The organism is Massilia cavernae, assembly GCF_003590855.1.
GTDB classification, from domain to species: Bacteria; Pseudomonadota; Gammaproteobacteria; order Burkholderiales; family Burkholderiaceae_D; genus Telluria_A; species Telluria_A cavernae.
The window spans coordinates 1-18,025 of record NZ_QYUP01000172.1 but is presented as its reverse complement, the minus strand read 5'-3'; the positions used below and the strand labels follow the sequence as shown (position 1 = coordinate 18,025).

At 64.0% G+C, this 18,025-nt stretch carries 17 protein-coding genes; 10 read left to right on the top strand and 7 right to left on the bottom strand.

The genetic code is table 11. The features are described from left to right. Both D3872_RS22525 and D3872_RS22520 read left to right on the top strand, forming a co-directional pair. The coding region (locus tag D3872_RS22525; protein ID WP_502567924.1) for a type 2 periplasmic-binding domain-containing protein at window positions 1-393 on the top strand (393 nt) is incomplete at its 5' end. 95 nt (window positions 394-488) lie between these two features. Next, complete coding sequence (locus D3872_RS22520; protein WP_119812873.1) at window positions 489-2,243, top strand: allantoate amidohydrolase; 1,755 nt, start codon at window positions 489-491, stop codon at window positions 2,241-2,243. Between the two features lie 87 nt (window positions 2,244-2,330). Here D3872_RS22520 and D3872_RS22515 read toward each other — a convergent pair whose 3' ends face one another. From D3872_RS22515 to aptA, 7 genes are all read right to left on the bottom strand, one after another. Continuing rightward, window positions 2,331-3,578 (bottom strand): Zn-dependent hydrolase, encoded by a 1,248-nt coding sequence (locus D3872_RS22515; protein WP_119812872.1) that lies wholly within the window; start codon window positions 3,576-3,578, stop codon window positions 2,331-2,333. Between the two features lie 21 nt (window positions 3,579-3,599). Continuing rightward, window positions 3,600-4,991 (bottom strand): dihydropyrimidinase, encoded by a 1,392-nt coding sequence (gene hydA / locus D3872_RS22510; RefSeq protein WP_119812871.1) that lies wholly within the window; start codon window positions 4,989-4,991, stop codon window positions 3,600-3,602. 21 nt (window positions 4,992-5,012) lie between these two features. Next, window positions 5,013-6,497 carry an NCS1 family nucleobase:cation symporter-1 gene (locus tag D3872_RS22505; RefSeq protein ID WP_119812870.1) on the bottom strand — a complete coding sequence of 495 codons (1,485 nt, stop codon included), beginning with the start codon at window positions 6,495-6,497 and terminating at the stop codon, window positions 5,013-5,015. Window positions 6,498-6,567: 70 nt separating this feature from the next. Beyond that, entirely contained in the window at window positions 6,568-7,863 is a 1,296-nt protein-coding gene (gene preA / locus D3872_RS22500) for an NAD-dependent dihydropyrimidine dehydrogenase subunit PreA (RefSeq protein ID WP_220476994.1), read from the bottom strand. Further along, the gene (locus D3872_RS22495; RefSeq protein ID WP_119812868.1) at window positions 7,863-9,230 is read right to left on the bottom strand and encodes an NAD(P)-dependent oxidoreductase; all 1,368 of its coding nucleotides are present in this window, start codon (window positions 9,228-9,230) and stop codon (window positions 7,863-7,865) included. Before D3872_RS22495 ends, preA begins: the two co-directional genes overlap by 1 nt. A gap of 46 nt (window positions 9,231-9,276) precedes the next feature. Next, the gene (locus D3872_RS22490; RefSeq protein WP_119812867.1) at window positions 9,277-10,779 is read right to left on the bottom strand and encodes a CoA-acylating methylmalonate-semialdehyde dehydrogenase; all 1,503 of its coding nucleotides are present in this window, start codon (window positions 10,777-10,779) and stop codon (window positions 9,277-9,279) included. A 13-nt stretch (window positions 10,780-10,792) separates the two neighbouring features. Then, window positions 10,793-12,112: an omega-aminotransferase AptA gene (aptA, locus tag D3872_RS22485; protein WP_119812866.1), complete on the bottom strand. Its 1,320-nt coding sequence runs from the start codon at window positions 12,110-12,112 to the stop codon at window positions 10,793-10,795. 168 nt (window positions 12,113-12,280) lie between these two features. Here aptA and D3872_RS22480 point away from each other — a divergent pair, with 168 nt between their 5' ends. The 8 genes from D3872_RS22480 (at window position 12,281) to D3872_RS22445 (ending at window position 17,762) form a co-directional block, all read left to right on the top strand. Further along, window positions 12,281-13,750 (top strand): aminotransferase-like domain-containing protein, encoded by a 1,470-nt coding sequence (locus tag D3872_RS22480; protein ID WP_119812865.1) that lies wholly within the window; start codon window positions 12,281-12,283, stop codon window positions 13,748-13,750. Then, a complete protein-coding gene (locus D3872_RS22475; RefSeq protein WP_119812864.1) occupies window positions 13,747-14,388 on the top strand; it encodes a TetR/AcrR family transcriptional regulator in 642 nt (213 codons plus the stop codon). Before D3872_RS22480 ends, D3872_RS22475 begins: the two co-directional genes overlap by 4 nt. Window positions 14,389-14,512: 124 nt before the next feature. Further along, window positions 14,513-14,794, top strand: coding sequence for a hypothetical protein (locus tag D3872_RS22470; protein ID WP_119812863.1), 282 nt, complete (start codon window positions 14,513-14,515; stop codon window positions 14,792-14,794). 17 nt (window positions 14,795-14,811) lie between these two features. Next, a complete protein-coding gene (locus D3872_RS22465) occupies window positions 14,812-15,690 on the top strand; it encodes a sensor histidine kinase (RefSeq protein ID WP_307719452.1) in 879 nt (292 codons plus the stop codon). Continuing rightward, the gene (locus tag D3872_RS22460; protein WP_119812861.1) at window positions 15,687-16,448 is read left to right on the top strand and encodes a LytR/AlgR family response regulator transcription factor; all 762 of its coding nucleotides are present in this window, start codon (window positions 15,687-15,689) and stop codon (window positions 16,446-16,448) included. Before D3872_RS22465 ends, D3872_RS22460 begins: the two co-directional genes overlap by 4 nt. Before the next feature lie 86 nt (window positions 16,449-16,534). After that, entirely contained in the window at window positions 16,535-16,966 is a 432-nt protein-coding gene (locus D3872_RS22455) for a VOC family protein (RefSeq protein WP_119812860.1), read from the top strand. Between the two features lie 14 nt (window positions 16,967-16,980). Beyond that, a complete protein-coding gene (locus D3872_RS22450) occupies window positions 16,981-17,373 on the top strand; it encodes a VOC family protein (RefSeq protein ID WP_119812859.1) in 393 nt (130 codons plus the stop codon). Beyond that, the gene (locus D3872_RS22445; RefSeq protein WP_119812858.1) at window positions 17,370-17,762 is read left to right on the top strand and encodes a YybH family protein; all 393 of its coding nucleotides are present in this window, start codon (window positions 17,370-17,372) and stop codon (window positions 17,760-17,762) included. Before D3872_RS22450 ends, D3872_RS22445 begins: the two co-directional genes overlap by 4 nt. Window positions 17,763-18,025 lie beyond the last annotated feature (263 nt).

The window sequence follows — 18,025 nt, the reverse complement described above, 5'->3', positions numbered from 1 at the left end:
CCCTACGCGCGCCGTACCGCCAGCGACGCGATGACAGTGGAGGACTATCTGAGCCTGCCGCACGTGGCGCCATCCCAGATGATGCCAGGCCACCGCGGCGTGATCGACGCCTTCCTGGAGCGCGCAGGCATGCGCCGCAACGTGGCGGTGGAATCGGCCTACTTCGGCCTGATCCCCTACATGCTGATGCAGACCGACCTGGTGCTGACCACCGGGCGCCAGTTCATGCGCTTTTACGAACGCACGCTGCCGCTCAAGACCTTCACCGTGCCGGTCAGGTTCCCGCCGATGCGCTTCTACCAGCTGTGGCATGAGCGCGTGCACCAGGCGCCCGAACACAAGTGGCTGCGTGACCAGCTGACGGCCGTGGCCAAGGCGCTGGTCCAGAAATAATATACGCCCGTGGCTACAGGCTCCATCAGCCGGTGGTTATGACTTAAAGGGCTGGCAGGGATATCATCGGCCATCAAGTACGATCGGACACCGCCATGACCACACTTCAGTCCCTGAACGGCTGCACCACGCAGGAATTTGTCGACGCGCTGCGCGGCATCTACGAGCACTCGCTGTGGATTCCTGAGCGTGCTGCCGCCAGGCGTCCGTTCGCCACGCCGGCTGCGCTGAAGTTCGCGCTGCAGGAAGTCGTATCGGCGGCAAGCCCCGGCGAACAGCTTGGCCTGATCCGCGCCCACCCTGAACTGGCCGGCAAGGCCGCGATTGCGGGCGAACTGACGGCCGAATCGACCGGCGAACAAGCCAAATCGGGCTTGAACCAGTGCAGCGCGGAGGAGTATGCGGTGCTGCACAAGCTCAACGCGGATTACAACGCCAAGTTCGGCTTCCCCTTCATCCTCGCGGTGAAGGGCCCGACCGGCAATGGCCTGACGCGCCAGGAGATCATCGCCACCTTCACGCGCCGCCTGAAGAACCAGCGCGCCGATGAAATGGCCGAATGCCTGCGCCAGATCCACCGCATCGCCGAAATGCGCATCGGCGGCCTGCTCAAGCTGGAACTCAATTTCGGCGCGCAGGTGATGGAATGGTCGGAACAGATCGGCGCGTGGAGCGAACTTGAGGACGGCCTGACCTGCTCGTACATGACGCCCATCCACCGCCGCACCGCCGAACAGATCGCGCAGTGGATGCGCGAATCGGGCATGACGGCGCAGATCGACGCGGTCGGCAATGTCGTCGGGCGCTATGAAGCGCAGGACCCGAACGCCAGGACCCTGATGACCGGTTCGCACTACGACACCGTGCGCGACGGCGGCAAGTACGACGGACGGCTCGGCATCCTGCTGCCGATGGCCATCGTGCGCCACCTGGACGCGCGCGGCGAACGGCTGCCTTTCCACCTCGAAGTCATCGGCTTTGCGGAAGAAGAAGGCGTGCGTTTCAAGAGCACCTTCCTGGGCAGCAATGCGATCGCGGGCCGCTTCGACATGGCGCAGCTGGATGCGGTCGATGCGGACGGCGTGACGATGCGGCAAGCGCTGGCGGATGCGGGGCATGACGCTGGCGCCATCGCCGCCATCGCGCGCGATCCGGCGCAACTGCTCGGCTTCGTCGAGGTGCATATCGAACAGGGGCCGGTGCTGCTGGAGCACGGACTCGCGGTAGGCGTGGTGACCGCGATTGCCGGCAGTTCGCGCTATCTGGTCGATCTCACCGGCCTGGCCAGCCATGCGGGCACTACGCCGATGAACATGCGCAAGGATGCTGCGGCCGCGGCGGCGGAGATCGTGCTGATGGTCGAGGCGCGCTGCAGCCAGGCGCCGTCGCTGGTGGGGACGGTGGGGCAGCTGGAGGTGCCGAACGGGTCGGTGAATGTAATTCCGGGGCATTGCAAGCTGTCGCTGGATATCCGGGCGGCGACTGACGAGGTGCGCCTGGCAGCGGCGAATGACGTGCTGGAGCGGATCGAAGCGATCTGCGCAAGGCGGCAGGTTGAGGTGACTGTAAGGCAGGTGGTGTCGGCGGCGGCTGCGCCATGTGCGCCCTGGATGATGGATCAGCTGGGGGCAGCCGTCGAACGCGCGGGGTTGCCGCGATTTGATTTGCCGTCAGGTGCGGGACACGATGCGATGGCGATGGCGAAGATGACCGATGTGGCGATGCTGTTTACGCGATGCGGGAATGGGGGCATCAGCCATAACAGGCTGGAGACCATGACGGCGGATGATGCCGAGGTGTCAGGGCAAGTGCTGCTCGATTTCTTCAGGAATTTCCAGGGCAAGAAATAGATCGGGGACAGACCTCGATCTCGCCAGAGATCGAGGTCTGTCCCCGAACTGAGTTCGCACTTGTCCGCCCTACGCCATTTTCCAAGCTCACTGGTCGTTGCTGACGACCTTGGCCCGGTCAAGCATGGCATGCAGCAGGACGTTGCAGCCGGCTTCGAGGTGGTCCGGCTTGGCATCCTCGATTTCGTTATGGCTGATGCCGTCCTTGCAGGGAACGAAGATCATGCCCGCAGGTGCCAGGCGCGCGGCGTAGATGGCGTCATGCCCCGCACCCGACACTACGTCCATCGTCGAATAATCAAGCTTCTCGGTGGCGGCACGGACGGCACCCACGCAATCGGGATGGAAAGGGCACGGCGGGTAGTACGACACGCGCTCGACCTGGATGCCAAGGCCGCTGTCGGCACGCGTCTTCGCGACGAAAGCCAGCATCTCCTCGTGCATGGTGTTCAGCAGCTCGTCGCTGACGTTGCGCAGGTCGATGCTGAACTTCACCTCGCCGGGAATGACGTTGCGGCTGTTCGGGAACACCTGCACCATGCCAACGGTGCCGCGGCCGTACGGCGGATAGCGGTTGGCGATCTGCACCACCTCCTGCATGATGCGCGTGGCCACCTGCAGCGCGTCCTTGCGCAGTCCCATCGGCGTCGGCCCCGCATGCGCTTCCATGCCGGTGACAACGCAGTCGTACCACGACAGGCCCATCACCGCAGGCACCACGCCGATCACCTTGTCCGCGTCTTCCAGCACCGGGCCCTGCTCGATGTGGGTTTCGAAGTAGGCGCCGATCGGGTGCTGGCCCGGCACCTGCTCGCCCATGTAGCCGATGCGCGCCAGTTCGTCGCGCACGGTCTTGCCTTCGGTGTCCTTCGCCGCGTACGCGGTCTCCAGGCTGAAGGCGCCGCAGAAAACACCGGAACCCATCATCACCGGCACGAAGCGCGAGCCTTCCTCGTTGGTCCAGAACGCGACTTCGATCGGCGCTTCGGTGACGATGCCGCGGTCGTTCAGGGTACGCACCACTTCAAGGCCGGCCAGCACGCCGTAGTTGCCGTCGAACTTGCCGCCGGTCGGCTGCGTGTCGATATGGCTGCCCGTCATGACGGGCGGCAGATCCGGGTTGCGTCCTTCGCGCCGCATGAACACATTGCCGATCTGGTCGATGGTGATGGACAGGCCGGCTTCCTTCGCCCAGCCGACCACCAGGTCGCGCCCCTGCTTGTCGAGGTCCGTCAGCGCCAGCCGCTTGACGCCGCCCTTCTGGGTTGCGCCGATCTTCGCCAGTTCCATCAGCGAGGCCCACAGGCGGTCGCCATTGATACGCATGTCGTTCATGTGTTTCGCTCCGGTTGTCGATCAGGCCGTGACAGGGGAAAACGCAGGACGGTCGATGTGGCGGCCCGCGCCTTCGACCGCGCGCAGCTCGCCGCGCTCGAACACCACGTTCCCGGCGTGGACGGTGCAGGTCGGGATGCCCTTGACCGTGCGCCCTTCGAACACGTTGAACCCGCCCCTGGCAAACTGCGTTTTCGCCGAAATCGTGCGCGTGCCTTCCGGATCCCACACCACGATGTCGGCGTCCGCGCCGACCGCGATCAGGCCCTTGCGCGGGTACATATTGAAAATTTGCGCGGCGTTGGCCGACGTTACGCGCACGAACTCGGACGGCGTCAGCTTGCCGCTGCCGACGCCGGCATCCCAGACCACCGACATGCGGTCCTCGACGCCACCGCAGCCGTTCGGAATCTTGGTGAAGTTGTCGGCGCCTGCCGCCTTCTGCTCGGCGCAGAAGGTGCAGTGGTCGGTGGCGGTGGTGTGCAGGTTACCGCCCTGCAGGCCCTGCCAGAGGGCAGCCTGGTGGTGCTTGCTGCGGAACGGTGGGCTCATCACGTGGCCGCGCGCGAATTCGAGGTCGCTGCTGTGGTAGACGCTGTCGTCGATGACCAGGTGGCCGGCGAGCGCTTCGCCGTACACGCGCTGTCCCTTGGCGCGGGCGCGGGTAATGGCGTCGAGCGATTCGGCGCAGGACACGTGCACGATATACACCGGAGTGCCGAGCACATTGGCGATGGCGATCGCGCGGTTGGCGGCTTCGGCTTCCACTTCGGGAGGGCGCGAAAGCGGATGCGCCGACGGGCCGGTGATGCCCTTGCGCAGCAGGTCCTGCTGCAACTGGAATACCAGTTCGCCGTTCTCGGCGTGCACAGTGGGGATCGCGCCTAGTTCCAGCGCACGGGTGAAGCTCTTCACCAGCGTTTCGTCGTCCGCCATGATGGCGTTCTTGTACGCCATGAAGTGCTTGAAGCTGTTGACGCCATGGTTGCGCACCAGCGTGCCCATGTCCGCATGTACCGAATCGTCCCACCACGTCACCGCGACATGGAAGGTGTAGTCGCCGGCCGACTTCCTGGCCCAGCCGCGCCAGGTATGGTAAGCCTCGAGCAGCGACTGCTTCGGGTCGGGAATGACGAAGTCCATGATGGTGGTGGTCCCGCCCGCCAGCCCCGCCGCGGTGCCGGTATAGAAATCGTCGGCGGTGACCGTGCCCATGAACGGCAGCTGCATGTGCGTATGGGTGTCGATCCCGCCCGGCATCACGTACTGGCCGGAGGCGTCGATCACGGTGGCATGGGCCGGTGCATCCAGCCCTTCGCCGACGGCGACGATCTTGTCGCCGAAGCACAGCACATCGGCGCGGAAGGCGCGGTCCGCATTCACAACGGTGCCGCCACGGATAATGGTCGTCATTTGCTTCTCCCGTAAATCGGATTACTGGTTGGTCATCGGGCGCAGCGCGGGCTGGGGGCGCCCTTTCATCAGCACGCCGTACACCACGGCGGCAATGGCCACGCCGACGAACCAGGCGTAGGTGTAGATGGTCTTGAAGGTCTCGCCCACTTCCGGGAACGAGGCCGGGAAGGCGGCGTTCAGGAAGCCCGGGATATTCGGCAGCACGCCCAGCACGAAGGCGATGACGGCCGCGAAGTTCCAGCCGTTGCGGTAAGAGTAGATGCCTGCGGGGCGGTACAGCTGGTCCACGTCCAGCTGGGTCTTGCGGATGAAGTAGTAGTCGATGATCATGATGCCGGCGATGGGTCCGAGCAGCGCCGAGTAGCCGATCAGCCAGGTAAAGATATAGCCCTGGGTCGTTTCCAGGATCTTCCACGGCATCATCACCAGTGCGATGCCCGCCGTGATGTAGCCGCCGGTGCGGTAGCTGATGTGCTTGGGCGCCAGCGCCGAGAAGTCGTAGGCCGGTCCGACCAGGTTGGCGGCCAGGTTGACGCTGATGGTATCGACCAGCAGCACGATCAGCGCGACCAGCACGGCGATGCCGGTCATGCGGCTGGCCAGGTCGACCGGGTCCCAGATCGCCTTGCCGTACAAGACCACGGTGGCGGAAGTGACAATGACGGCAAGGCCGGCGAGCAGTCCCATCGGCACCGGCAGGCCGACGGTCTGGCCGATGATCTGGTCGCGCTGGGTCTTGGCGAAGCGGGTGAAGTCCGGGATGTTCAGCGCCAGCGTGGCCCAGAAACCGACCATCGCCGTCAAGGACGGCCAGAACACCACCCAGAACTGCCCCGCCTTCTTGCCACCTTCGACGAATTGCGACGGCTGGTCCAGCAGCGGGCCGAAGCCGCCGGCCTTGTTGTACACCCAGCCGAGCAGCACGAAGGAGATCACGATCTTGAGCGGCGCGGTGTAGGTTTCGAGCTTGCGGATCGAATCCATGCCATGGACGATGTAGTACAGCTGGATCGCCCAGAAACCCAGGAAGCAAAGCAGCTGGGCGCCGTTGATGCCCAGGCCGGGAATCTTGTCGCCGCCGATTTCATGGCCGATCATCACGCCGAGCAGCGTGTAGATCATGCTGCCGCCAAACCAGGTCTGGATGCCGTACCAGCCGCAGGCGACGATGGCGCGCATCAGCGCGGGCAGCCGCGCGCCGAAGGTGCCGAACGAGGAACGCGCCAGGACTGCATACGGGATGCCGTACTTGGTGCCTGCGTGGCCGATCAGCAGCATCGGGATCAGCACGATGGCGTTGGCGAGGAACACGGTCAGCACGGCCTGGTAGCCGGACATGCCGCCCTCGATCAGGGTGGCCGAGAGGGTGTACGCGGGGATGCACATCACCATCCCGACCCACAGCGCGGCAAAGTGATACCAGAGCCACGTGCGCTGCGCCGCGCTAGTCGGCGCCAGGTCTTCATTCCACAAGTGCGTGTTTGCCGACAGGTCTTTACTCACGTGTTCTTCTCCATTTTTGGTGATGGCAAAGTTCCGGTTCAGTGTAACGCAAACATCACGAAAAAATACATCAAGGCAGGGTAGCCGCCTCGAATACCGGCTCCGCCCTCGGGTTGCGCGGATCCTGCGTCCAGTTCATATACGGCTTGCCCGTTTCCTGCGGCACCATGGTGATGCACGCCTCGACCGGACAGGTGATCTCGCACAGGTTGCAACCTACGCACTCCGCCTTGATTACCTCATAGGTGCGCTCGCCGCTGTCGGCCACCAGCCTGGCGATCGCCTGGTGCGAGGTATCCTCGCAGGCCACGAAGCACTTGCCGCACTTGATGCACTTGTCCTGGTCGATCTGCGCGATCACCTGATAGTTCATGTCCAGGTACTTCCAGTCGGTCGTATTCTGGACAGCCTTTCCGGCGAAATCCGCGATCGTGGCATAGCCCTTCTCGTCCATCCAGCGCGAAAGCCCATCCTTCATCTCCTCGACGATGCGGAAGCCATGCAGCATCGCGGCCGTGCACACCTGCACCGACCCTGCGCCCAGCGCGATGAATTCCGCCGCATCGCGCCAGTTGCCGATGCCGCCGATGCCCGATATCGGCAGCCCCTTCGTCTCGGGATCGCGTGCGATCTCGGCCACCATGTTCAGCGCGATCGGCTTGACCGCCGAACCGCAGTAGCCGCCGTGCGTGCTGGCGTCGCCCACGATCGGGAAGGCGACCATGCGGTCGAGGTCGAGGTGGGTAATGGAATTGATGGTGTTGATCAGGGATACCGCATCGGCGCCGCCATTCTTCGCGGCGCGCGCAGGCTTGCGCACGTCGGTGATGTTGGGCGTCAGCTTGACGATCACCGGCAGCTTGCTGTGCTTCTTGCACCACGCGGTCACCATCTCCACATACTCCGGCACCTGGCCCACGGCCGCGCCCATGCCGCGTTCCGGCATCCCGTGCGGGCAGCCGAAATTGAGCTCGATGCCGTCGGCGCCGGTCGCTTCGACCTTCGGCAGGATATCGGCCCAGTAGTGCTCTTCGCACGGCAGCATCAGCGAGACGATCATCGCGCGGTCCGGCCAGTCCTTCTTTACCTGGGTGATCTCGCGCAGGTTGATTTCCAGGCTGCGGTCGGTGATCAACTCGATGTTGTTGAAGCCGAGGACTTCGCGGTTCTTGCCGTAGTGGGCGGAATAGCGCGACGACACGTTGACCGCCGCCGGATCTTCACCCAGCGTCTTCCACACCACGCCGCCCCACCCCGCTTCGAAGGCGCGCACGACGTTGTAGGCCTTGTCGGTCGGCGGCGCGGAAGCCAGCCAGAACGGATTTGGCGACTTGATGCCGCAGAACTCAATGCTAAGGTCAGCCATTATGCAGCCTCCAGTCGGGATTGGATGTCGTTGTGGATGGCGATTGCCGCCAGTTTTCCATGCTGGACCGCCTGCACAGTCAGGTCCTGTCCCGGCGCCACGCAGTCGCCACCGGCATACACGCCAGGCACCGCGGTGCGGAACTGCGCATCGACGCGGATCTTGTCGCCCGCGCGCGTCAGCTGCTGCGCCAGCGGATCGGCCAGCGCGGCCGGATCCATGCCTTGGCCGATGGCCTTGAACACCGCGTCAGCCTGGATTTCCAGGAAGCTGCCGGTGCCGATCAGCTTGTCACCGTCGGCGCGGGTGCGCTCGAAACGCATGCCGCGCACACGGCCTTCGTCGTCCAACAGCACTTCGTCCGGCGCCGCCCAGGTCTTGATGCGCACGTAGTTGGCCTTGGCGATGTCCTGCTCGTGGTGGGTGGCGCTCATGGCTTCCGCGCCGCGGCGGTACACGAGGGTCACGTCTTCGGCGCCAAGGCGCTGGATCTGCACCGCCATGTCGATCGCCGTGTTGCCGGCGCCGATGACGATCGCCCGCTTCGGCACCGGCAGCGCGGACAGGTCGCTGGCCTGGCGCAACGCGGCGATGTATTCCACAGCCGCCATCAGGCCAGGCGCGTCTTCGCCGGTCAGGCCAAGCTGGCGGCTGGCGGCCAGGCCCAGGCCGAGGAAGACCGCGTCGTATTTCGCGTGCAGGTCCTTGAGCTGGAGGTTCTCGCCTAGTACCTGGCCGTGGATGATTTCAATGCCGCCGATATCAAGCAGGAAGTCAACTTCCTTCTGCGCGAAGTTATCGGTCAGCTTGTACTTTGCGATGCCGTATTCATTCAGGCCGCCGGCCTTCTCGCGCGCCTCGTAGATGACGACGTCGTTGCCGAGCATCGCCAACCGGTGCGCGCACGACAGGCCGGCCGGGCCGGCGCCGACGACGGCGATGGTCTTTCCGGTGGACGGCGCGCGCTGGAACGGGTGCGCCGCGAACGACGCATGGTCGAGGGCATGGCGCTGCAGCAGTCCAATGGTGACCGGGCGCTTTTCCTCGTAGTGGTTGCGCACGCAGGCGTCTTCGCACAGGATCTCGGTCGGGCACACACGGGCGCAGCTGCCGCCCAGGATGTTCGCCTTCAGGATGCCGGCTGCGGCGCCGTTGATATTTTCATCGTGGATGTTGCGGATGAAGCTGGCCACGTCGATCTCGGACGGGCAGGCGCGCGTACAAGGCGCATCGTAACAATACAGGCAGCGGGCGCTTTCGATGGCTGCCTGGCGCGAGGTCAGCGGCGGCGCCAGGTCGGTGAAGTTAGCGGAAAGTTCGCTGTCCGACGCTGCAGCTTGCGGCAAATGCTTGAGAGATGAAATCATATGTCCGTCCCTGTTTCGGTTACGTTCTTCTTGTACGGCGCCGTGCTTACTTCATTTGCGGGAACGAGAACTCCGCTCCCGCGCTCGCGGTGTTCGGCCAACGCTGCATCACGGCCTTGTGGCGGGTGTAGAAGCGCACGCCTTCCGGACCGTAGGCGTGGTGGTCGCCGAACAGGCTGCGCTTCCAGCCGCCGAAGCTGTTGAAGGCCATCGGCACCGGCAGCGGCACGTTGACGCCCACCATGCCCACCTGGATCTGGCGCACGAACTCGCGCGCGGTACCGCCGTCGCGCGTGAAGATGGCGACGCCGTTGCCGTACTCGTTGGCGTTGATCAGCTCGACCGCAGTGGCCACGTCCGGCGCGCGCATCATGCACAGCACCGGCCCGAAGATCTCTTCCTTGTAGATCGTCATGTCGTCGGTGACGTGGTCGAACAGCGTGCCGCCCACAAAGAAGCCGTTCTCGCGCCCCGGCACCTTGATGCCGCGGCCATCGACCAGCAGCGTGGCGCCCTGCTCCACGCCTTCGCCGATCAGCTTTTCAATGCGCTGCTTGGCGGCTGAAGTAACGACCGGCCCCATTTCGGAGTCCGACGCCATGCCGTCGCCGATCTTCAACGCGGCAGTCCGCTTGGCCAGCGCGTCGGCCAGCTTGTCGCCGGCGTCGCCGACCGCCACCACCACCGAAATCGCCATGCAGCGTTCGCCGGCGGAACCGAAGGCCGCGCCCATCAGTGCATCGACCGCCATCTGCATGTCGGCGTCGGGCATGACTACCATGTGGTTCTTGGCGCCGCCAAGGGCCTGCACGCGCTTGCCGGAAGCGGTTCCGCGCGCATAGATGTATTCCGCAATCGGGGTGGAGCCGACGAAGCTGATGGCCTGCACTTCGCGATGGTCGAGCAGCGCGTCGACGGTGACCTTGTCGCCCTGGACCACGTTGAACACGCCCTTCGGCAGGCCGGCCTGTTCCAGCAGGCGCGCGTGCAGCAGCGATGGCGACGGATCGCGTTCGGAAGGCTTCAGCACGAAGGTGTTGCCGCACGCGATAGCGACCGGGAACATCCACATCGGCACCATGACGGGGAAGTTGAATGGCGTGATGCCGGCGACCACGCCGAGCGGCTGGCGCATCGACCACGCGTCGATGCCGCGCGCGATCTGGTCGGTGAACTCGCCCTTCATCATCTGCGGAATGCCGACGGCGAATTCCACCATCTCGATGCCGCGCGCGACTTCGCCTTTGGCGTCGTCGAAGGTCTTGCCGTGTTCGCGGGTGAGCATCGCCGCGAATTCGTCGGTGTGCTCCTGGCACAGTTGCAGGTACTTGAACAGCACCCGCGCGCGGGTCAGCGCCGGTGTCGCCGCCCACGAAGGGAATGCCGCTGCCGCGGCGGCGACGGCGGCATTCACTTCCTCCGGCGTGCCCAACGCCACGCGGGCGCAAGGCTCGCCGATGGCCGGGTTGTACACGTCGGCGTAGCGGCCGCTCGTGGTGTCGGCCTTCGCGCCGTTGATGTAATGGGTGATTGTGTCGAGGTCAGTCATATGATTCTTTCGGTCAGTCCAAATTCTTGAGTACGGCGGCAAGCTTGCCGAACAACTCGTCGATGTGCTTCTTCTCGATGACGAGCGGCGGCGACAGCGCGATGATGTCGCCGGTGGTGCGGATCAGCAGGCCGTCGGCGAAGGCCTTCTTGAAGGCGGCGAAGGCGCGCGCGCCGGGCGGCTTGCCGGCAATCGGCGCCAGCTCGATACCGGCCACCAGGCCGATGGTGCGGATGTCGATCACGTGCGGCAGGCCCTTGAGCGAATGCACGGCGTCGGTCCAGTAGTCCAGCATCGCTGCGGCGTTCTCGATGATCTGCTGTTCCTTGAACACTTCGAGCGTTGCCAGCGAAGCGGCGCAGGCCAGCGGGTGGCCGGAATAGGTATAGCCGTGGAACAGCTCGATGCCGGCCGGGCAGTCCATGAAGGCGTCGTAGATATGCTGCTTGCTGAAGACGGCGCCCATCGGCACCACGCCGTTGGTGATGCCCTTGGCGCAGGTGACCATGTCCGGCTCGACGTCGAAGTAGTCGAACGCGAACGGCGTGGTCAGGCGGCCGAAGCCGGTGATCACTTCATCGAAGATCAGCAGGATGCCGTGCTTGGTGCATAGCTCGCGCAGGCGCTTCAGGTAGCCCTTCGGCGGAATCAGCACGCCGGTGGAACCGGCCACCGGTTCGACGATGACGGCGGCGATGGTCGATGCGTCGTGCAGCGCGACGATGCGCTCCAGCTCATCGGCCAGGTGGGCGCCGTATTCCGGCTCCGCGCGGCTGTAGGCGTTCTTTTCAATGTTGTGGGTGTGCGGCAGGTGGTCGACGCCCGGCAGCAGCGGACCATAGGAGCGGCGGTTGGGACCGATGCCGCCGACCGAGATGCCGCCGAAGCCGACACCATGATAGCCGCGCTCGCGGCCGATCAGGCGCGTGCGGCTGCCTTCGCCGCGTGCGCGGTGGTAGGCCAGCGCCATCTTCAGCGCGGTGTCGACCGCCTCGGAACCCGAGTTGGTGTAGAACACCTGGCCGAAGCGGTGGTTGGTGTATTCCATCAGCTTTTCAGCGAGGTCGAACGCGGCCGGATGGCCCATCTGGAAGGTCGGCGCGAAGTCGAGCTGGCCGACCATCTCGCGCACGGCGGCGACAATCTTCGGCTGCGCGTGGCCGCATGGAACGCACCACAGGCCTGCGGTGCCGTCGAGGATGGAGTTGCCGTCGACGTCCTTGTAATACATACCCTCGGCGGAAACAAGCAGGCGCGGATTCGCCTTGAAATCTCGGTTGTTGGTGAATGGCATCCAAAACGACGACATCGATTCAGGTCTGGTCTCGTTCATATGGTCTCCAATTTTGACGGGCGAAAAATAATTTACCAGTTGGCAAAATAGTAGTGCAATAATAGTAAGCAATACCACCAACGGCACAGATACACAAACTGCAAAAGCAGCCAACCGTATTGGTTGACCGGGCTGTACAGTTTTGCAGGGCCGATAACGGAGTTGCGAATGGAAGAAACGGCGGCAGCGCGTGAGGACGGCAACGACAAATCGGCCTGGCCGGTGCTGGCGATCGAGCGTAGCAAGCGCGGCAGCCTGGTCGACCAGATTGTGGCAGCGATCCAACAGATGGTAAATGCGCGCGAATTGCGCGTCGGCACAAAAATGCCCTCGGTTAGACAATTCGCAAAGTGTAATGGCGTTTCCACTTTCACCGTCGTCGAATCCTACGACCGTTTGTTGAACCTCGGACTTCTTTCCTCACGCCGAGGTTCCGGCTTTTTCGTTGCCCGCAGCGAAGCGGTTGCCGTCGCCCAAACGAGTGCGGTACCGGCAAGTCCCACCGCCATCGACGCCCTCACCCCCGACCTGTACTCAGGCGTATCGGACGCGCTGCCGGTCGGCGCCGGCTGGCTGCCGCCGGAGTGGTATGGCGAGTCCACCATCCTCGACTGCGTGCGCCATGCGATGAAGATCCCGGCCAACCGCCTGCGCGGCTACGGCCATCCGCTCGGCTTCCCGACGCTGCGCCAGCACATGGCGGGCACGCTGGCCGAGGAACTGTTTTCGGTGGAGCCCGACCAGATCCTGCTGACCCACGGCGCCACCCACGCCTTCGACCTGATCCTGCGCACGCTGACCAAGCCCGGAGACACCGTGTTGGTGGAGGATCCCGGCTACAGCAACCTGCTGTCGCTGGTTCGCCACCACGGCTGCATCCCGGTCGGCATACCGCGCGGCGAGACGGGACTCGATTTCGACGAACTGGAACGCCAGGCCAAGGCCACCCAGCCCAAGCTGATGTTCGTGAACACCGTGCTGCAAAACCCGCTGGGCACCTCGCTGTCGCAGGCGCAGGCGCACCGCCTGCTGGGTGTGGCGGAGCAGTTCGACTTCTGGCTGGTGGAGGACGACATCTACCGCGAACTGGCCGCGCGCGGCGAGGCGTCGCTGGCGGCGATGGACGGATTGCGGCGCGTGATCCGGGTCGGGAGTTTTTCCAAGACCTTGTCGCCGGTGCTGCGAGTCGGTTCCATCTCCGCTTCGCGTTCGCTGATCCCGGAACTCCTGCGCATCAAGATGCTGACCGGGCTGACCACGTCCGAGATCAACGAGCGCGCGGTGTACCACGCGATCTCCGCGCGGCCCTACAAGCGCATGGTCGAAAAGCTGATCGACCAGCTGCGCACCGCGCGCGAACGCACCACCGAACGCCTGCTTGACGCCGGCATGGCGCCGGTCGCCAAACCGCGCGGCGGCATGTTCGTCAGCGGCGGCTGGGATATCAAGCCGACGGCCAGGTTCAACGGCAAGCTGATTGCGGACCGCGCGCTGAAGGCAGGCATCCTGCTGTCGCCGAACGAATTCTTCATGCTGCGCGAGTCCGATTCGATCTGGTTCCGTTTCAACGTGGCGTATGCGGCCGACGCGCCGCTGCTGTCGGACTTCCTCAAAACCGTAAGGCGGGAGATGCCATGACCCTGAAGGTAAAACGGCGCGTCATCAACCGCGACAAGCTGGAGGCGGACATCCTGGCGGAAGCGGTGCGCGTGTTTGCGGAATGCGGCTACGAAGGCACGTCCATCGCGGCCATCGCCGACAATGCCGGGCTGTCGAAGCAGAACCTGATGTACTACTTCCCCACCAAGCAGGCGCTGTACGAGCGCGTGCTCGATTGGGTGCTGGACGAATGGCTGGAGCGCATGGAGAAGCTGGCGGATCCCGGACGCGATCCTGCGGAAGTACTGCGCGACTACATCAGCGCCAAGCTGCGCTTCTCGCGCGAGCAGCCGCTGGCATCGCGGGTATATGCGATGGAGGTGATCGCGGGGGCGAAGCTGTATGGACAGCAGATCCGCGAACGGGTGGTGCCGCTGCTGCGTAAAGACATTGAAGTATTCGAAGGGTGGATTGCGGAGGGGCGGATCGCGCCGGTCAATGCGACGCATTTGCTGTTTTCGATCTGGGCCATGACGCAGTCATATGCCGACTTCTCGGCCCAGATGACATTGGTGCTGGGCACGGAGCAACTCAGCGGGAATGACTTCGCCGATGCTGAAAAGCTCATTACCGATATGGTCCTTGCAACTGTCGTTCGCACCCCTTGGCACGGTTGAGCCCCATTGATCCCCCCGTACGACCACTTAACCCACCAAATATGCATTTCATCGCCCGTCAATAGCCGCGAACTATTCCCACCGGTACAGTTACACCATCGACTCACCCACCGGAGAATTTGAAATGAAAAACGCTAGCTACGACGCCTTCGCCGCCCTTCTCGCCGACATCGGACGGGCCCTGATGCGCGCGGGACGTTACATTTCGCGGGCAGTTGCAACCATGCACTGGCAAGGCATCCTGGTCACCTGCGTGGCCCTTGCACTGGCGATCACGATCCTGCCGCTGGCCCTGTTCCTGTTCGTCGTGTTCATGGTCGCGCGCATGGTCGCCATTTCCTGCGCCAACCACAAGCGCCGCGGGCCGGCCACTCCTTACCGTCACGTGGACGGTACAAACGAATGAAGTTGAAGGCGAGCGACTTGAACAAGTTCATGGATCTTGCGCGGGAAGTCCTCGCCGAGGCCCGCGTACTCTGGTGGCGCTTTTTCGACTGGCTTGCGCTGGTCGAATGGCGCCAGCTCGCCATCATCTGGTTCATCGTTTTCTCTTTCGGGATCATCCTCGGCTACGCCGAGCCGGGCATCTGGTTCATCCTGATCTCGTTCGGTGTCAAGGTGCTCGCCGGCGGCAAGCGCAAGGCCGAACTGAAGGCCAGGGATGCGACCGCGCAGGCCGACGTGGCCACGCTCGAACGGCGCCTGATGGAAGCGCAGATGGCCGCGCTGCAGGCACAGGTCGAACCTCACTTCCTGTTCAACACCCTCGCCCTGATCGGCCAGCTGATCGAAACCGACCCGCCGCAAGCCGCACGCATCCACATGAACCTGATCGAGTACCTGCGCTCGACCTTGCCGCAAATGCGCGCCGCCAACAGCGGCACGCTGGGACGCCAGGTCGAACTGGCGCGCGCCTACCTGACCATCATGCAGGCGCGAATGAAGGAGCGCCTCGCCGTCAGCTTCGACGTGCCCGACTACCTGGAAAGCGCCGTGTTCCCGCCGACGATGCTGCAGATCCTGATCGAGAACTCGATCAAGCACGGGCTGGAGCCGAAGATCGAGGGCGGCCACATCGACGTGCGCGCCAGCCTGATCGACGGTACGATGCAGGTTGACGTGAAAGACAATGGCGTCGGCTTCAACATGCACGCCGGCGAAGGCATCGGCCTGGCCAACATCCGCGAGCGCCTGCGCCTGCTGTACGGCGACCGTGCCGAGCTGGTGATCGAGATGCCGCCCGACGGCGGCGCGCTGGCGTCGATCCGCGTGCCATTCATCACAACGGAGAAAGGTCCATGAGCGTTACCGCCCTGATCGTCGACGACGAATCGCCCATGCGCGACCAGCTGCGCCTGCGCCTTGGCGAAGTATGGCCCGAGCTGCAGATCGCCGGTGAAGCCGCCAACGGCATCGAAGCCATCGAGATGGCCGGCCGGCTCAATCCCGGCATCGTCTTCCTCGATATCCGCATGCCCGGCCCCAGCGGCATCGAGACCGCGCGCCAGCTGTACAAGCAAAGCCACGTCGTGTTCGTGACCGCCTACGACCAGTACGCGGTGGAGGCCTTCGAACAAGGCGCGATGGATTACCTGCTCAAGCCCGTCAGCGCCGAGCGCCTGCGCATGACGCGCGAACGGCTGGAAAAGCGCCTCGGCGCCACGCCCACCGACATCGATGCGAAAATCGCGCAGCTGGCGCAGATCCTCGAACGCGGCAAGGCGCAAAAGCCCCAGTACCTGCGCTGGATCCAGGCGCAGGTCGGCAGCAGCCTGCGCATGATCAGCACGAAAGAGATCCTGTTCTTCCAGTCCGACGACAAGTACACGCTGGTGCAGACCGCGCAGGCAGAACTCCTGATCCGCAAGACGCTCAAGGAACTGGCTGATGAACTCGACCCCGACGAGTTCTGGCGCATCCACCGCTCGACCCTGGTGCGCGTGGACGCCATCGCCGAAGTGATGCGCGACGAGCGCGGACGCCAGATGGTAAGGCTGCGCAATTCGCCCCGCCTGCTGGAAGTAAGCCGCAACCACTCGTACCTGTTCCAGCAGATGTAGGGCTTGGCGCCGCACCGGGCGCTCGCCGATCGAATAATCCTCTAACATAGACGCGGGTCCCGTCCATTGTTTGAGAGGAGATTGAAATGTCAGTCGCACCCCGGCAAATCAAGGTCAATGTCATCCCCTGCCTGCGCTACAGCGATGCCCCCAGGGCCATCGAGTGGCTGTGCGACACTTTCGGCTTCGAGAAGCAGATGGTCGTCCCCGGCGAGAACAATACCGTCCTGCACGCCCAGTTGTCGTTTGGCAACGGGATGATCATGCTCGGGTCGGCGGCGAGCGCCGACAGCGAATATTCGAAGCTCATCAAGCAACCAGGCGAGATCGGCGGCGCGGCCACGCAAACGCTGTACATCGTCGTGGAAGACGCGGATGCGTTCCATGCGCGCGCCAGGGAGGCCGGCTGCGAGATCATCATGGACATCAAGGACGAAGACTATGGCGGCCGCGACTTCACCTGCCGCGACCTCGAAGGCCACGTCTGGACCTTCGGTACCTACGACCCCTACGCATAAGAAGGGAGAACAGCATGTCACGCGCAGTGCACTTCGAGATACAGGCTTCGAATCCGCAGGAGCTGATCGACTACTACACAGCCCTGTTCGGTTGGTCCTTCAACAAGTGGGAAGGCGGCGAATACTGGCTGATCCACACCGGGCCGGAGGACAAGCCCGGCATCAACGGCGGCCTGCTGCCGCGCCGCGGGCCGGTGCCGGATGCGATGCAGGGGGTGAACGCCTTCGTCATCACGGTCGACGTCGAGGACATCGACGATGCGCTTGAACGCGCCGGCAAGGGCGGCAGCGGCGGCGCGGTGTGCGTGCCGAAGATGGCGGTGCCGGGCATCGGCTGGCTTGGATATGCAAAGGACCCGGACGGGAATATCTTCGGCATGATGGAAGCGGATACGGAGGCAGCATGAGCACGGACGAAGAACAGATTCGCGCGCTGGTGGAGATGTGGCTCAGCGCGACGGCGGCGGGCGATGTGGACACGGTGCTGGACCTGATGGCAGCCGACGCGATGTTCATGTCGGCGGGACAGCCGCCGATGGTCGGGCGCGAAGCGTTTGCGCGGGGGTTGACCAAGCTGCTGACCGATAACGTGATCCGGTCGGTCAGCGACATCCAGGAAATCGTGGTGTGCGGCGATTTGGCGTATGTGCGGACCAAACTGGCGGTCACGATCACCTCCAAGCACGGCAAGACACCGATGCTGCGCAATGGGGATACGATGTCGATCCTGCGCAGGGAGGCAGATGGGAGGTGGCGGTTATCGCGGGATGCCAACATGCTGGTCGTGGTGGCGTAGCGGCGTAGGGCGGAGGCTTCGCAAGGAGTATCCGCTTGTAAGCGGATACCGTTCCGCAGGCGAATCGCGTGCGATTCGAAACCCCTGCTCCACCATCCGCCATGCTCCGTCCGCGACCTATGAAATCGCCTGGATCAACATTTGATCGGCCACCTGCACCGGCCGTATCCTGATCACATCCCGGTACAACGGCGGCATCACCTCGCACACCGCATCCAGCTCTTCCTGCGGCATGGCCGCCTTCACGTACTGGAACTGCCGCG

Excerpts from the sequence above, each read along its gene's own strand:
- D3872_RS22475 (WP_119812864.1), top strand. The coding sequence starts at position 13,747 with ATGACCCTGAAGGTAAAACGGCGCGTCATCAACCGCGACAAGCTGGAG.
- D3872_RS22460 (WP_119812861.1), top strand. The coding sequence starts at position 15,687 with ATGAGCGTTACCGCCCTGATCGTCGACGACGAATCGCCCATGCGCGAC.
- D3872_RS22490 (WP_119812867.1), bottom strand. The coding sequence starts at position 10,779 with ATGACTGACCTCGACACAATCACCCATTACATCAACGGCGCGAAGGCC.
- aptA (WP_119812866.1), bottom strand. The coding sequence starts at position 12,112 with ATGAACGAGACCAGACCTGAATCGATGTCGTCGTTTTGGATGCCATTC.
- D3872_RS22470 (WP_119812863.1), top strand. The coding sequence starts at position 14,513 with ATGAAAAACGCTAGCTACGACGCCTTCGCCGCCCTTCTCGCCGACATC.
- preA (WP_220476994.1), bottom strand. The coding sequence starts at position 7,863 with ATGGCTGACCTTAGCATTGAGTTCTGCGGCATCAAGTCGCCAAATCCG.
- D3872_RS22480 (WP_119812865.1), top strand. The coding sequence starts at position 12,281 with ATGGAAGAAACGGCGGCAGCGCGTGAGGACGGCAACGACAAATCGGCC.
- D3872_RS22455 (WP_119812860.1), top strand. The coding sequence starts at position 16,535 with ATGTCAGTCGCACCCCGGCAAATCAAGGTCAATGTCATCCCCTGCCTG.
- D3872_RS22495 (WP_119812868.1), bottom strand. The coding sequence starts at position 9,230 with ATGATTTCATCTCTCAAGCATTTGCCGCAAGCTGCAGCGTCGGACAGC.
- D3872_RS22450 (WP_119812859.1), top strand. The coding sequence starts at position 16,981 with ATGTCACGCGCAGTGCACTTCGAGATACAGGCTTCGAATCCGCAGGAG.
- hydA (WP_119812871.1), bottom strand. The coding sequence starts at position 4,991 with ATGACGACCATTATCCGTGGCGGCACCGTTGTGAATGCGGACCGCGCC.
- D3872_RS22515 (WP_119812872.1), bottom strand. The coding sequence starts at position 3,578 with ATGAACGACATGCGTATCAATGGCGACCGCCTGTGGGCCTCGCTGATG.
- D3872_RS22520 (WP_119812873.1), top strand. The coding sequence starts at position 489 with ATGACCACACTTCAGTCCCTGAACGGCTGCACCACGCAGGAATTTGTC.
- D3872_RS22445 (WP_119812858.1), top strand. The coding sequence starts at position 17,370 with ATGAGCACGGACGAAGAACAGATTCGCGCGCTGGTGGAGATGTGGCTC.